Here is a 12,679-nt window from a genome sequence, read left to right on the forward strand (position 1 = left end):
GCAAATGCGTGCGGCGGCGGACAATAGCAGTGCGCAGAACGGCATGCCAAAACATAATGGGAAAAGTACGAAAGTGCCTATCACAAAGAGGTGGTGCCCGGCTGATGCCACTACCGGATTGCCGCAATGAAAAACGATGATCGAAAGCCCGCCGAGAGTGGCCGTGACGCCGAGCGATGTGTCAATGCGGATATGCGCGATGCCGAAGGCGAGAACGAAGGGAGCGAGTGCGGAAAGTTGCTGACGCGCCGAAGGGGGATCCGGGGCTAGGTCTCTGCACGACCGAGAGTGTGATGCGATCGGTCAAGCAACTGCGCCAGCCGGCCAATCGCGATGAACGCGAGGACGGCAACGGCACCGACGATGGCCGCAACCGTGAGCGACCACGACACCCCGATGTTCTCCATCAGGAACGCCAGGATAAACGGTGCAGTCGACGAGATGACCAACCGGATCGCCAACACCTGTCCCTGTCGCCTGCCGTAACCCTCACTGCCGAAGAGCGCCAGCGGAAGCGTTCCCTGCACGATGCTGCTCAGGCCGGAGCCGAGACCAAAGATCACCGCGAACACCAGTGCGCCAGGTACGGACGGGGCCGTGACGATCAGTATGACCAGCGCCGCCGGCAGCAGCACCGCGGAGATAAGCGCCAGAGTCAACTGCGAGAGGCCGCCCCCAAAGAGCATGTTCGTGAAGCGGCTCAACACCTGCGAGGGACCAAACAGCGTGCCGACCATCACCGCCATGGCGCCAAGACCAAGTCCTGACAGCACGGGAACCATGTGGACGAGAAGCGCGGCGTTGACGAAGCTTTCCAACGCAAAGCCCGTCACCATCAGCACGAAGGCAGGCGTGCGGATCGATGGCGCAAGGCTGGGTTCCACATGCCTTGTCGGCCCGCCGGCAGCGTCTTTGCGGCTCTTGCTGGCGCCGAAGGCCAGCCAGGCATGAATGGGCAGGCAGACCGCGATGTTAAGCGCGGCAAAGCAGAGATAAACCGCCTGCCATGACATATGCGCGTGGAGCGCGGTCGTGATCGGCCAGAAGATAGTCGAGGCAAAGCCGGCGATCAGCGTCAGATAGGTGATGCTGCGCTGGGCAACCTTCGGCCTGATCTGCACCAGCAGTGCGAAGGCCGCACCATATTGCACCAGATTGGATGCCGTCTCGATGGCGATCAGTGTGGCGACGAAAGCGATTTTGCCGGACGAGAGGGCACAGGCCGCCAGTGCCGCCGCGGCGATCGCCGAGCCACCCGTCATCACGCGGCCGGCGCCGAAGCGATCGATCCATTTTCCCATTGTCGGCGCGGCAAGGCCGCCGATAAGGAGCGCGGCCGACAGCGCGCCAAATATCCATTCCGAAGACCAGTTCAAATCCCGCGCCATGCTCGGCGCGAGAATACTGAAGCTATAATAGAGCGACCCGTAACCGATGATCTGTGTCAGACCGAGGGCGAGGATGGCGGCGACGGGCGGTCTTTCGGCAATGGTCGTGGTCATATGGATTTGAGGCTCACGCGCTTTTCTAGTTTTTCAGCCTCTTCCTTCCGCTCGCTGTAGCGGTCGGTGAGGTAATGAGAGGCGTCGCGCGTCAGGATCGTGAATTTCACAAGCTCTTCGCAAACATCAACGACGCGATCGTAATAGGATGAGGGTTTCATGCGGCCTTCGGCATCGAATTCCTGAAAGGCCTTCGCCACCGACGACTGGTTGGGGATAGTAATCATGCGCATCCAGCGGCCGAGGATGCGCAATTGGCCGATCGCGTTAAAGGATTGCGAACCGCCTGAGACCTGCATGACGGCAAGCGTCTTGCCCTGCGTCGGCCGAACCGATCCCACCGATAACGGAATCCAGTCGATCTGCGCCTTCATGATCCCGGTCATCGCGCCGTGACGCTCCGGGCTCACCCAGACCTGGCCTTCGGACCATTGCGACAGGTCCCGCAGCTCCTGCACCTTGGGATGTGTCACCGGTGCGTCGTCCGGCAGCGGCAATCCCTCGGGATTGTATATGCGCACTTCGCAGCCGAAATGTTCGAGCAACCGCGCCGCCTCATGCGCAAGGAAACGGCTGTAGGAAACCGTTCTCAGCGACCCATAGAGAATGAGGATACGCGGCTTATGCGTGGAGAATGCCGGGCGAAGCTGCGCCAGATCAGGCTGGCGCAGATGCTCCTGCGAAGCGGCTGGCAGATCAGACAATGCGCTTGCCCTCGGCATCGAGCACCTTCTCGCCGTCTTCCTTGGTGAAGGCACCCCTATGCGTCTCCGGCAGGATATCGAGCACGACTTCCGAGGGACGGGCAAGGCGCGTGCCTACAGGCGTAATCACGAAGGGGCGATTGATCAGGATTGGATCTTTCAGCATCGCATCGAGCAGTTGCTCGTCCGTCAGATCGGGGTTGTCGAGGCCAAGCTCCGCATAGGGCGTGCCCTTTTCACGGATCGCACCACGAACGCTCAAACCGGCATCGGCAATCATCTTCACCAGTACGTCGCGCGACGGCGGGTTTTTCAGATATTCGATCACGGTGGGCTCAATGCCGGCGTTCTGGATCATCGCCAGCGTGTTGCGCGAAGTGCCGCATTCCGGGTTGTGATAGATCGTGACGTCAATAGTCATGAGGCGGATTCCGTTTTGGTGAGGGTTTTGGGATTGCGGGCTTCCATCAGCAACCATCCGGCGAGCATCAGCGCCAGCAATGCGCCGAGGATTTCGGCGACGATGAAGCCTGGCAGATCGATCGGGCGAATGCCGGAGAATGTGTGCGTCAGCGACCGGGCAATCGCGACCGCAGGATTTGCAAACGAGGTGGAAGCGGTAAACCAGTAGGCGGCGGTGATATAGAGGCCGACCAGCCACGCCACGGCATCGGCGCGAAACCTGATACCGGCGAGGATGACGAAGACGAGCCCGAAGGTCGCCGTCACTTCGGCGAGCCATTGCGCTCCGCCTGATCGTACGGTTTCCGACGCCTGCAGCAAGGGCAGTGCGAACATGCCATGCGCAAGCATCGTGCCGGCAATGCCACCGACGATCTGCGCGATTATGTAGGCCGGAAGCGACGAAGCTGGCAGTTCACGCCGGAGCGCGAAGACCATCGAGACGACTGGGTTGAAATGCGCGCCGGAGATCGGGCCGAGGATGGTGATCAGCACGACCAGCATCGCCCCTGTTGCCAGCGTATTGCCGAGCAACGCAAGTGCCGTATCGTCCGTCAGGTTATCGGCCATGATGCCGGAACCAACGACGGTTGCCACGAGCAACAGCGTGCCGAGCGCTTCGGCGACCAACCGCCGCGACAGAGGAAACACCGCACTCATGCCGGCAGGCTCCGAACCATCAGGGCGGCGGATGCCGGGCACAGGCTTGCGGCCTGCCGCGTCGTCAGGATGGCGGTCGGCGCTTCATCGCGGGCAATCGAACGAAAGCCGAGCGATTGAAAGAAAGAGGCGGCTGATTCCGTCAGCAGATAGGCGACACCGGCACCTTTCCTATGAGCCTCATCGAGCAGGCCGAGCGTGATCGCATGGCCGAAACCGAAACCTTGCCGATCGGACAGCACGACGATGGATCGCAGAAGTGCCGCCTCGCCATAGAGTTCCAGCCCGCCGAAGCCGACCGTCTCGCCGTCGCGCGAAAACCGGTAGAAGCTTCGGCCGGCATCCGTGAGGTCATCGACCGGAAGCCCGGCGCCGGCAAGTGCGGCGCGCAGGCTTTCGTCATGGCCTTCCAAGGGCTGCTGATTAAGATCGAAACCCATCAGCTCGCCTTGGGCTGCTTGATGCTGGCGCCTTCCATCGTGCCGATCTGACGCAGGTGCGTTTCCAGCGCGAGCTTGTCGATCGAGGCGAGCGGCAGGCTGATGAAGGACATGATGCGGTTCTTGAGGAAACGGGCGGCCTGGGCAAAGGCGCGGCCAATTTCCACTTCGCTGCCTTCTATCGCCGCGGGGTCTTCGACGCCCCAATGGGCGGTCATCGGATGGCCGATCCACACCGGGCAGGCTTCGCCGGCGGCGCTGTCGCAGACCGTGAAAATGAAATCCATCTCAGGCGCACCCGCTTCGGCGAATTCGTCCCAGCTTTTCGAGCGGAAGCCCGTTGTCGGATAGCCGAGCGCTTCAAGCTCCTTCAGGGCATGCGGATTGACCTCGCCCTTCGGCTGGCTGCCAGCCGAATAAGCCCTAAAGCGGCCTTTGCCTTCCGTATTCAGGATGGATTCCGCCAGGATCGAACGGGCCGAATTGCCCGTGCAGAGAAAGAGCACATTGTAAACGCGGTCTGTAGTCATTGCAGTTCCTCCTCCATTTTAGGGGTACAGCAGGCCGCGACCTCGGCGGCAGGCGCGCAGATTTCCGGGTGACCGGAGCAGCAGTCTTCCATCAGGAAGCGAACGAGGCCGCCGAGCGCCTCGTAATTCGCCGAGTAGATGATCGAGCGGGATTCGCGCTGCTGCGCGATCAGGCCGGAGCGTTCCAGTTCCTTCAGATGGAAGGACACGTTCGACGGCGAAATTTCGAGCTTCTCCGCAATCGCGCCGGCCGCCATGCCGTCAGGGCCGGCGACGACAAGCATGCGGATGATGTGCAGTCGCGTTTCCTGGGACAATGCGCCGAACGCGATGAGGGCTTGACGTTGATCCATATTTCAACAATCCTTGAATGATTGAAACGAGGAATAACGCAGATGAACGCGATCGACAACAGTAAAATGCAGAAGGACGATATCACCCTCGGCGAGCTCATGAGCATCCTCTCAGGCGCCAAGGATTCACCGCTCGTTTTTTACTATAATGGCCGCCCGGTGAAGCCCGGCTATCATGTCACCGAGGTCAAGGCCGGGCAGTTCTCGGCACTGGACTGCGGGGCAAATCCGGAAGCCTGGAGCGAGATCTTCATCCAGCTTTGGGATATCGAAGAGGACGACCGCACCCATATGCCATCAGGCAAATTCCACGCGATCATTCGCAAGGTCACCGAGCATGTGAAGCTTGACGATACGGCCAAGCTGACATTCGAAGTCAGCGACGGCGTGCAGCCGATGCAGCTCTATTGCGCGTCCATGCCGACACTGCGCGCCGGCGCCGTCCATGTCGACCTCTCACCCCGACCGGCAAGTTGCAAGCCGCGCGACCGGTGGCTGGCGGAACAAGGCCAGACTGCCGCCTGCTGCGCTCCGACTAGCGCCGCCAAGTGCTGCGGCTGAATGGCCCCGATGTGAACGATCCGCCGATTTCCGCGGCCGCCAGAGCCAGCGCTGTCCTCGCGCCGGGAACTCGACGCCGCGAATCGACGAACAGGTCGGCGCGTCCACGCCGATCCTGAGATCGTCGCTCCGAGCTGGCAGCTCTTCATCGTCATGCCGCATGAAGTCGAGTCTTGCAGGGCGCCGAGAACCGGCTGCATCACCGGCTCTTATATCGGCGGGAAAAGCCCGGCTGGCCGCGTGAAAGCCTGTGGCCACGAGCCCGAAACCCGCGCGGGTGCGATCAGACGCAAATCATCGAAGATTCCCGATCTCGCCCCTTGCAATCCGCCCCGCCAAACATCATATCCCGGTTTCACCTGAAAACGGACTTGCGCTTGGTATCGACGTTGGTCGAGCCGCGTTCGAGCTCCACAGGCAAAGGGCGCTCCCCGCAAGGGTTGAGCGCCCTTTTGATTCCGGCGGTGGCCCAGCAGATTCAGGCGTAAGCCGTGCCCGCCATGGCAGCCTTCACCCCTAGACTTCCCTGATCGACGAGCGCGAGAAAGACGGCCTTCGCCTTGGCCGTATCTCGCCCCTGCCGAAAAGTCCGGTGCGCCTCGATGAAGGCGACGCTCCAACTCGCGAGAAGCATGGCGGCCGCTAGTTTGGCCGAGGGGTCCGCGGGGTCCTGGCCGGCGGCTTCGGCAAGCACCACCGCCAGCTCCCGGGCGATCTCGTCCCGGATCGCCCGTGCCCTCGCCTTCAGCGTTTCGCTGTTCTCCACCGTCTCGATGAAACCCTGGCTCGCCGTTGAAAACAGCAGGTAAGGCGTCTGCTGTCGGACGAGCCGATGCGCCAGCAGCCGCAAGGTCTCGATCGGCGAAACGCCGGCATCGCGCTGCCGCAGAGCTTCACGCAGCGTCTCGCGCGCCTCCTCGTCGCGATCGAAGAACATGTCCTCCTTGCGCGGGAAATGGTTGAAGACAGTCATGCGCCCGACATCGGCAGCCGCGGCAATCTCATCGACCGTCACATTCTCGAAACCGCGCTCGAAAAACAGCCGGTCGGCGGCAAGCGAGATGGCGCGGCGCGTAGCGAGGCGCTTGCGGGAGCGCCGGTCGGAAGCTGTTTCGTCTGCTGGCATCGTCATGGCGCACTCCATAGCAGGATTTATGTACTGAGTACACCATCGTTGACAGGCACTGGCCGGCATACTATTACTATACTCAGTACATATTAATATGCAGTACAGACAACGCCCTTTGACGCGAGACCGGGCCGCCGCGCCCGACACCGCGATCGGCCGGACTTTGCCAGCATCCGCCACGGAGAACCCATGAAAGCCGTTCAGTTCAGCCGCTACGGCGGCCCCGAAGTTCTCGAAATCGTCGAGATTAGCCCGCCACATCCCGGCCCCGGCGAGGTGCGCATCGCGGTGCGCGCCGCCGGCGTCAACCCGTCGGACTGGAAGCGCCGCGAAGGCCGATATCGCGCTTTTGAGGAGGTGAGTTTTCCCACAGGCGTCGGCGTCGAGGCCTCCGGCATTGTCGATGGGGTCGGCCCCGGCGTCTCCAGCACCTTTGTCGGCGACGCCGTCTTCGGTTATGGCCGGGGCACGATGGCAGAACATGCCATCCTCACCCATTGGGTCCACAAACCTGACGATCTGCCCTTCGAGATCGCCGGCGGCCTGCCCGTCATCGCGGAGACGGCCTGGCGCAGCCTCGACGAAGTTGGCGTCAAAGCCGGCCAGACGCTGCTCGTCAGCGGTGCCGCCGGTGGCATCGGCTCGGCCGTCCTCCAGCTTGCGCGCATCAGGGGCATCACCGTGATCGGCACGGCAAGCCCGCAGAAACATGATTACCTGCGTGAACTGGGCGCCATCCCGACGACCTACGGACCTGATCTCGCAGACCGCGTCCGGCAGCTTGCGCCTGAAGGGATCGACGCAGCATTGGATATCGTCGGTTCCGGCATCATCCCCGAACTGATCTCCATCGTGGGCGATGCCGCGCACGTCCTCTCCGTCGCCGATTTCTCGGCCGAGGAATATGGCGCGAAATTCTCACGCGGCCCGCCGAAAGATCCCGAACGGGTACTGGCCGATGTGGCCCGCCTCCATTCAAAGGGACAGTTCCGCCTGCACATCGACGAAAGCTTTCCGCTGGAGCGAACGGCGCAAGCACAGACCGTCAGCGCCGCCGGGCGGGTCACCGGCAAGCTCATCATTTCCATTCCATGAGTTCCACCATGAACAAACCTCTTATCGTCATTTTCGCCGCCATCGGCCTCGATGCCGTGGGCATAGGGTTGATCTTCCCCATTCTCCCGCGCCTGATCGAGGAGGTGACCCAGAGCAACAATGTCGCCCCCACGATCGGCATCATGACCGCGCTCTACGCGCTCATGCAGTTCGTGTTCGCCCCCATGCTCGGCGCACTCAGCGATGCGATCGGCCGGCGCCCCGTTCTGTTGATTTCGCTGGCGGGTGCTGCAATCAATTATGTCGTCATGGCCTTTGCGCCTTCGCTCTCACTGCTGCTCGTCGGCCGCGCCATCGCCGGCCTCACCAGCGCCAATATGTCTGTTGCGATGGCCTATATCACCGATATCTCGCCCGAGGATCAGCGCGCCCGCCGCTTCGGCCTCACCAGCGCCATGTTCGGCGCCGGCTTTATCATCGGCCCGGTTCTCGGCGGTCTGTTGGGCGACTATTGGCTACGCCTGCCCTTCATCGCCGCCGCCGCGCTCAACGCCTGCAATCTGCTGCTCGCCCTTTTCATCCTCCCCGAATCCCGCACGCCCGAGTCCCGAAAACCAGGCTCCCGCGCACCGGCCGGCCGCAAACTCGACCTAACCGCCCTCAACCCGTTTCGCCCGTTGCTGCGCATCGTCTCGATGAAGGGCCTTCTCCCCATCGTGCTGGTGTTCTTCTTCCTGAGTGCCGCCGGCGAATCCTACGGCACCTGCTGGGCGCTCTGGGGCTTCGATGCCTTCAGGTGGAACGGCTTCTGGATCGGCCTGTCGCTCGGCGCCTTCGGCATCTGGCAGACGCTGATGCAGGCCTTCCTGCCCGGCCCGGCAACCCGCCTGCTCGGCGAACGCTGGTCCACCGTCACAGGCCTTGCCTGCGCCTGTGTAGCGCTGACAGTCATGGCCTTTGCGGAAAAGGGCTGGATCATCTTCGCCATCATGCCGGTCTTCGCCCTCTCCGGCATCGGCGCGCCAGCCTTTCAGGCGCTGGCCACCCGCCAGGTCGATCCTGCCCGCCAGGGAGAGCTGCAGGGCGTTCTGGCCTCGGTCGTCAGCCTCGCCTCCATCGTGGCACCCCTCGCCTTCTCGTCCTTCTATTTCGTCGTACGAGAGAACTGGCCGGGCGGCATCTGGCTCTCGGTGATCGTGCTCTATGCAATCGCGGTGCCGCTCGTTCTTCTGAGCACAAGGACGGCAGGCGCTACGCAACCTGTCAGCGCGTAGGCCAAATCGAGTGGCGCGGATGGACGAAAGGCAGACAAGGCCTCAAGCGAGATCGGGGCCCGGACATCAGGTCCGGGCCCTCTCATCTCGTCGAGAAAGACCTGCTGGATCACGCCGCGAGGTGCTGATCGAAAAAGCTGGACAGCTTGTCGAACGGGATGAGGTCTACGCGGTCGTAGAGATCGACGTGACCGGCACCCTTCACCCAGACGAGCTCTTTCGGCTCGTCTGCACGCTTGTACGCGTCTTCGCTGAATTCCTTGGAGTGAGCCTGATCGCCCGTGATAAACATCATCGGACGGGGTGAGATCGTCTCGATGTCGTTGAACGGATAGAAGTTCATAAACTTGACATTGCTGGTAAGTGTCGGATGCGTGGTCGTGAGCCGTGTCGCACCGGTCGGGGTGAATTCGCCTCTCGGCGTGCGGTAGAAATCATAGAATTCCCGCTGGATGGGATGGGTGTCGGCTGTCAATTCGTGAACCGTGCCGCCGATCAGCTCGGCTTCGCCGCCCTCAAACTCCACATATCTTTGTTCTGCTGCTGCGGCGATGATTTCCTTCCGTTGCTCGACGGTGAGCGAGTGGTTGAGCGCATCCCGGCTGGCGGAACCCATGTCATACATGCTGACTGTCGCGATGGCTTTCATGCGCGGATCGATCTTGGCTGCGCTGATGACGAAGCTGCCGCTGCCGCAAATCCCGATCGCGCCGATGCGCGCCCTGTCGACGAAGGACTGGGTGCCGAGGAAGTCGACGCCCGCGCTGAAACCTTCCGAATATACATCCGGGGAGACCAGGTTCCGCGACTGGCCATCGCTTTCGCCCCAGAACGGCAGGTCGATCGACATTGCGACGAAGCCCTGTTCGGCCATCTTCGTGGCATAGAGGTTGGCGCTCTGCTCCTTCACGGCACCCATCGGATGACCGACGATGATTGCCGGCGTCTTTGCATTTCGGTCGAGGTCTTTCGGAAGGTAGAGATTACCCGCGACGTTCATCTGATACTGCGTCTTGAAGGTGACCTTCTGAAGCGTCACCCGATCGCTGGTGTAGAAGTTGTTTGCGCCATTGGACATGTCTTGAGCCTTTGCAAATGTGAGGTTGAGAACGGACATCGCACCGAATGCCGCGATGCCGGCACCGGTCATTTTCAAGAGGTGACGGCGGTCGACGCCTGTGCCGGATATGTCGAGCGCCGCTTTGGATTCGTTCTTCTCGTTCATCGTCGTATCTCCGTGGGGAAGGACAAGGGGAATGCAGACACGCAACGGCGTCGTCAGATGCTCTCGATGCGAAGCGGAAATTCGCCGCGCATGAGCAAAGGTTCGATGCCGTCGTCGAACCGGCCAAGACGGATCAGGCCGGACGAATATCGATAGAAGCTGTGGAACAGAGCCAGGTTGCCCCATGGGGCGAAGTAGCAGAGATCGCCTGGGCGCTCATTTCCGAAGGCACCGCTTCCAGCCTGCGTCAGTTTGCGTGGCAGGTAGGTGATCTTTTCGTTGGTCGAGTAGTCTTCAATATCAAGGTCAAGCGGCAGCATGGACGCGAAGTCGCGGGCTGACGCATTGTCGTAGAGGGTCGCGGTCATCGCCTGACCGTTGAACATCATCCTGATCTTCACCTTTGTCGGCTCCTGGCTTGCTGGATCGTTGCCTTGCTGTCCTCGGGCCAATGGCGGGAAAACCGCTGTCGCAATCATCGATCCGAGAACGGTGCGGCGGCTGGGGGCTTCCAGATCCGCAACCACGTCACATGCTCCTGACGTACCGCCACGCCACGGCGGCAAGGACGGACGAGCCGGTCAGAAGCACGGCGGCAAAGGCGAATGTCGTCCACCAGCCCGTTGCGTCGAACAGGACGCCGCCCAGAGAAGCGCCCATCGTGATCGCAAGCTGGATGGTGGCAACCTGCAGGCCGCCCCCGGCTTCCGCGTCGTCGGGCATGGTCCGGCTCAGCCATGTCCCCCAGCCGACCGGAGCGGCGGTGCCGAAAAAGCCCCAGGCAATCAGGAGAACCGCCGTCATGACGGACGATGTACCGAATGCGATCAACAACAGGGCGATCGCCGCCATCACGAGCGGGATCGATCCGAGGATGCTGAACAATCGCGTCTGGAGCAAAGCGCTGACGCAGTAGGTTCCGACGATCCCCGCCAGGCCCATCAGGAGCAGCAGCAGGGAAAGGGTCGATATCGAGACCTGGGTCACCGTTTCCAGGAACGGGCGGAGATAGGTGAACAGCGCAAACTGCCCCATGAAAAGCAGCGTGATTGAGGCCATGCCAATTGCCACCTCGGGACGCGCAAGCAACCGGAGGACATTCGGAGAGCCTTCCTTCCGACGCGGCGGGAGGGACGGCAGTCTGATCCACTGCCAGAGGAGTGCCAGCAGGGCGAGCGGCACCACGGCAAAGAACGCCCCGCGCCAGCCGATATATGCACCCAGAAGGCTGCCCAGCGGTGCGGAAATCGTGGCCGCAATGGCATTGCCGGCATTCAGCATGGCCAGACCTTTTGGGACCGCATCTTCGGGCACGAGGCGCATGACGATGGCTGTCGACATCGACCAGAATCCACCGATTGCAACCCCGAGCAGGGCGCGTCCGATCATCAGCACCAGGTAGTCAGGAGCGAAGGTGACGATCGTTCCGGAGATGACCAGAAGAAACGTCAGTGACGTCACCACCAGACTGCGGTCCAATCGGCGGGTGACCGACGAGACGAACAGGCTGGTGACAACAGCGAAAATACCGGAGATCGAAATCACCTGGCCCATATGGCCTTCGGTCACGCCGAGGTCTGCCGCGATCGGCGACAGCAGGCTGACCGGCATGAACTCGGATGCGATCAGGACGGCAACGCAAAGCGCCATGGACAATACCGCTCCCCAGGCTGCCGTCGCGGGAGCATTTCCGCCTGTGACGTCGGGGCCAGAGGAGTTCTCGCCCATCAGGGCGGAGGCGCTATCGGTATCAAGTGCGAGCGTTTGCTGTGTCATGAGGGCAATGTATAGCGAGCCCACTTCACTTATTAGCCGTTGCAATTAGGATGGACTTATCGGACCGTGATATAAATTCTCCGGAGGTGTGCGTGAAAAGAGAAGACCTGAACGACATGCTCTGGTTTCTGGCCGTCGCCGAAGAGCGCAGCTTCACGAAGGCCGCGGCGCGTCTCGGCACGTCGCAGTCGACGCTCAGTCACACGATCAAGCAGCTCGAAGCCCGCATGGGCCTGCGTCTTCTCACCCGCACGACACGCAGCGTTTCGCCGACGGAAGCGGGCGAGAGGCTCATTCGCTCGCTCGCACCACGTATCGAAGAGATCGAGACCGAAATCGACGAACTGATGGAAATCCGGGACACGCCATCCGGCACGATCAGGATCACCTTGTCCGATCACGCGCTCGAAACCGTGGTGTGGCCGAAACTGTGCCCGATCCTGAAGGACTATCCGGACATCAAGGTGGAACTCAACAGCGACAACGGCTTCCGCAACATCGTCGAAGACCGGTTCGATGCGGGGGTGAGACTGGGCGAGAGCGTGGACAAGGACATGATCGCCGTTCGGATCGGGCCGGACTGGCGTCTCGTGGCGGTAGGGTCTCCAGAGTATTTTGCCAAGCGGTCCGTTCCGCGCTCACCTCAGGAGCTTGTGGCGCATGACTGCATCAATCATCGCCAGTCCCGGTCGGGCGGCCTCTACGCCTGGGAATTTGAAAAGGAAGAGAAGGAGCTTCGTGTCCGCGTCGATGGACAGTTCACGTTCAGCACCTCCTACGCAATGATCGATGCTGCTGCCAATGGCTATGGCATTGCCTACCTGCCCGAGAACCTGGTGCAGAGCGACATCGCTTCGGGACGACTGGTTCAGGTGCTTGACGACTGGTCGCCGATGTTTCCGGGCTATTTTCTCTACTACCCGAGCAGGCGGCAGAACTCCCCCGCGTTCAAGGTCATCGTCGACGCATTGCGTTTCTGAGATGGCGAGCGGCACTGGAAATCGGGC

General features: G+C 61.6%; 16 protein-coding genes. 5 read left to right on the forward strand and 11 right to left on the reverse strand.

Annotation, left to right across the window (positions count from 1 at the left end):
- Positions 1-266: 266 nt before the first annotated feature.
- From arsK to AC1DNW_RS14280, 7 genes are read right to left on the reverse strand one after another with little or no spacing between them, the layout of a single operon-like run.
- On the reverse strand, positions 267-1,502 hold the full coding sequence (arsK, locus tag AC1DNW_RS14250) for an arsenite efflux MFS transporter ArsK (RefSeq protein ID WP_477853222.1): 1,236 nt from the start codon (positions 1,500-1,502) through the stop codon (positions 267-269).
- Positions 1,499-2,224, reverse strand: coding sequence for an arsenical resistance protein ArsH (arsH, locus tag AC1DNW_RS14255; protein ID WP_162748600.1), 726 nt, complete (start codon positions 2,222-2,224; stop codon positions 1,499-1,501). The genes arsK and arsH overlap by 4 nt, the downstream gene beginning before the upstream one ends.
- Positions 2,199-2,627 (reverse strand): arsenate reductase (glutaredoxin), encoded by a 429-nt coding sequence (arsC, locus tag AC1DNW_RS14260; protein ID WP_113311006.1) that lies wholly within the window; start codon positions 2,625-2,627, stop codon positions 2,199-2,201. Before arsC ends, arsH begins: the two co-directional genes overlap by 26 nt.
- Positions 2,624-3,328 carry an MIP/aquaporin family protein gene (locus AC1DNW_RS14265; protein WP_113311007.1) on the reverse strand — a complete coding sequence of 235 codons (705 nt, stop codon included), beginning with the start codon at positions 3,326-3,328 and terminating at the stop codon, positions 2,624-2,626. The genes arsC and AC1DNW_RS14265 overlap by 4 nt, the downstream gene beginning before the upstream one ends.
- Positions 3,325-3,768 carry an arsenic resistance N-acetyltransferase ArsN2 gene (gene arsN2 / locus AC1DNW_RS14270; RefSeq protein WP_113311008.1) on the reverse strand — a complete coding sequence of 148 codons (444 nt, stop codon included), beginning with the start codon at positions 3,766-3,768 and terminating at the stop codon, positions 3,325-3,327. The genes AC1DNW_RS14265 and arsN2 overlap by 4 nt, the downstream gene beginning before the upstream one ends.
- Positions 3,768-4,298: an arsenate reductase ArsC gene (locus AC1DNW_RS14275; RefSeq protein WP_113311009.1), complete on the reverse strand. Its 531-nt coding sequence runs from the start codon at positions 4,296-4,298 to the stop codon at positions 3,768-3,770. The genes arsN2 and AC1DNW_RS14275 overlap by 1 nt, the downstream gene beginning before the upstream one ends.
- A complete protein-coding gene (locus tag AC1DNW_RS14280) occupies positions 4,295-4,651 on the reverse strand; it encodes a metalloregulator ArsR/SmtB family transcription factor (protein WP_113311010.1) in 357 nt (118 codons plus the stop codon). Before AC1DNW_RS14280 ends, AC1DNW_RS14275 begins: the two co-directional genes overlap by 4 nt.
- A 42-nt stretch (positions 4,652-4,693) precedes the next feature.
- Here AC1DNW_RS14280 and AC1DNW_RS14285 point away from each other — a divergent pair, with 42 nt between their 5' ends.
- Together AC1DNW_RS14285 and AC1DNW_RS14290 are read left to right on the forward strand one after the other, a co-directional pair.
- The gene (locus tag AC1DNW_RS14285) at positions 4,694-5,212 is read left to right on the forward strand and encodes a DUF6428 family protein (RefSeq protein WP_113311011.1); all 519 of its coding nucleotides are present in this window, start codon (positions 4,694-4,696) and stop codon (positions 5,210-5,212) included.
- 173 nt (positions 5,213-5,385) lie between these two features.
- Positions 5,386-5,700: a pyridoxine 5'-phosphate oxidase C-terminal domain-containing protein gene (locus tag AC1DNW_RS14290; RefSeq protein ID WP_477853226.1), complete on the forward strand. Its 315-nt coding sequence runs from the start codon at positions 5,386-5,388 to the stop codon at positions 5,698-5,700.
- On the opposite strand, the gene AC1DNW_RS14295 is transcribed toward AC1DNW_RS14290, so the two are convergent.
- Positions 5,691-6,344, reverse strand: coding sequence for a TetR/AcrR family transcriptional regulator (locus AC1DNW_RS14295; RefSeq protein WP_113311012.1), 654 nt, complete (start codon positions 6,342-6,344; stop codon positions 5,691-5,693). The two genes, AC1DNW_RS14290 and AC1DNW_RS14295, sit on opposite strands and share 10 nt — an antisense overlap.
- A 186-nt stretch (positions 6,345-6,530) precedes the next feature.
- Here AC1DNW_RS14295 and AC1DNW_RS14300 point away from each other — a divergent pair, with 186 nt between their 5' ends.
- Together AC1DNW_RS14300 and AC1DNW_RS14305 are read left to right on the forward strand one after the other, a co-directional pair.
- Entirely contained in the window at positions 6,531-7,436 is a 906-nt protein-coding gene (locus AC1DNW_RS14300) for an NADP-dependent oxidoreductase (RefSeq protein WP_113311013.1), read from the forward strand.
- A gap of 8 nt (positions 7,437-7,444) precedes the next feature.
- A complete protein-coding gene (locus tag AC1DNW_RS14305; protein ID WP_113507827.1) occupies positions 7,445-8,671 on the forward strand; it encodes a TCR/Tet family MFS transporter in 1,227 nt (408 codons plus the stop codon).
- Positions 8,672-8,780: 109 nt separating this feature from the next.
- Here the strand turns inward: AC1DNW_RS14305 and AC1DNW_RS14310 are convergent, their stop codons facing one another.
- From AC1DNW_RS14310 to AC1DNW_RS14320, 3 genes are read right to left on the reverse strand one after another with little or no spacing between them, the layout of a single operon-like run.
- Positions 8,781-9,896 carry an alpha/beta hydrolase gene (locus AC1DNW_RS14310; protein ID WP_113311015.1) on the reverse strand — a complete coding sequence of 372 codons (1,116 nt, stop codon included), beginning with the start codon at positions 9,894-9,896 and terminating at the stop codon, positions 8,781-8,783.
- 53 nt (positions 9,897-9,949) lie between these two features.
- On the reverse strand, positions 9,950-10,375 hold the full coding sequence (locus tag AC1DNW_RS14315) for a cyclophilin-like fold protein (protein ID WP_113311165.1): 426 nt from the start codon (positions 10,373-10,375) through the stop codon (positions 9,950-9,952).
- Between the two features lie 49 nt (positions 10,376-10,424).
- On the reverse strand, positions 10,425-11,624 hold the full coding sequence (locus tag AC1DNW_RS14320; RefSeq protein WP_477853237.1) for an MFS transporter: 1,200 nt from the start codon (positions 11,622-11,624) through the stop codon (positions 10,425-10,427).
- A gap of 140 nt (positions 11,625-11,764) precedes the next feature.
- Here AC1DNW_RS14320 and AC1DNW_RS14325 point away from each other — a divergent pair, with 140 nt between their 5' ends.
- Positions 11,765-12,652 carry a LysR family transcriptional regulator gene (locus tag AC1DNW_RS14325; protein ID WP_113311016.1) on the forward strand — a complete coding sequence of 296 codons (888 nt, stop codon included), beginning with the start codon at positions 11,765-11,767 and terminating at the stop codon, positions 12,650-12,652.
- Positions 12,653-12,679 lie beyond the last annotated feature (27 nt).

This window comes from Rhizobium sp. 05L429 (assembly GCF_056397645.1).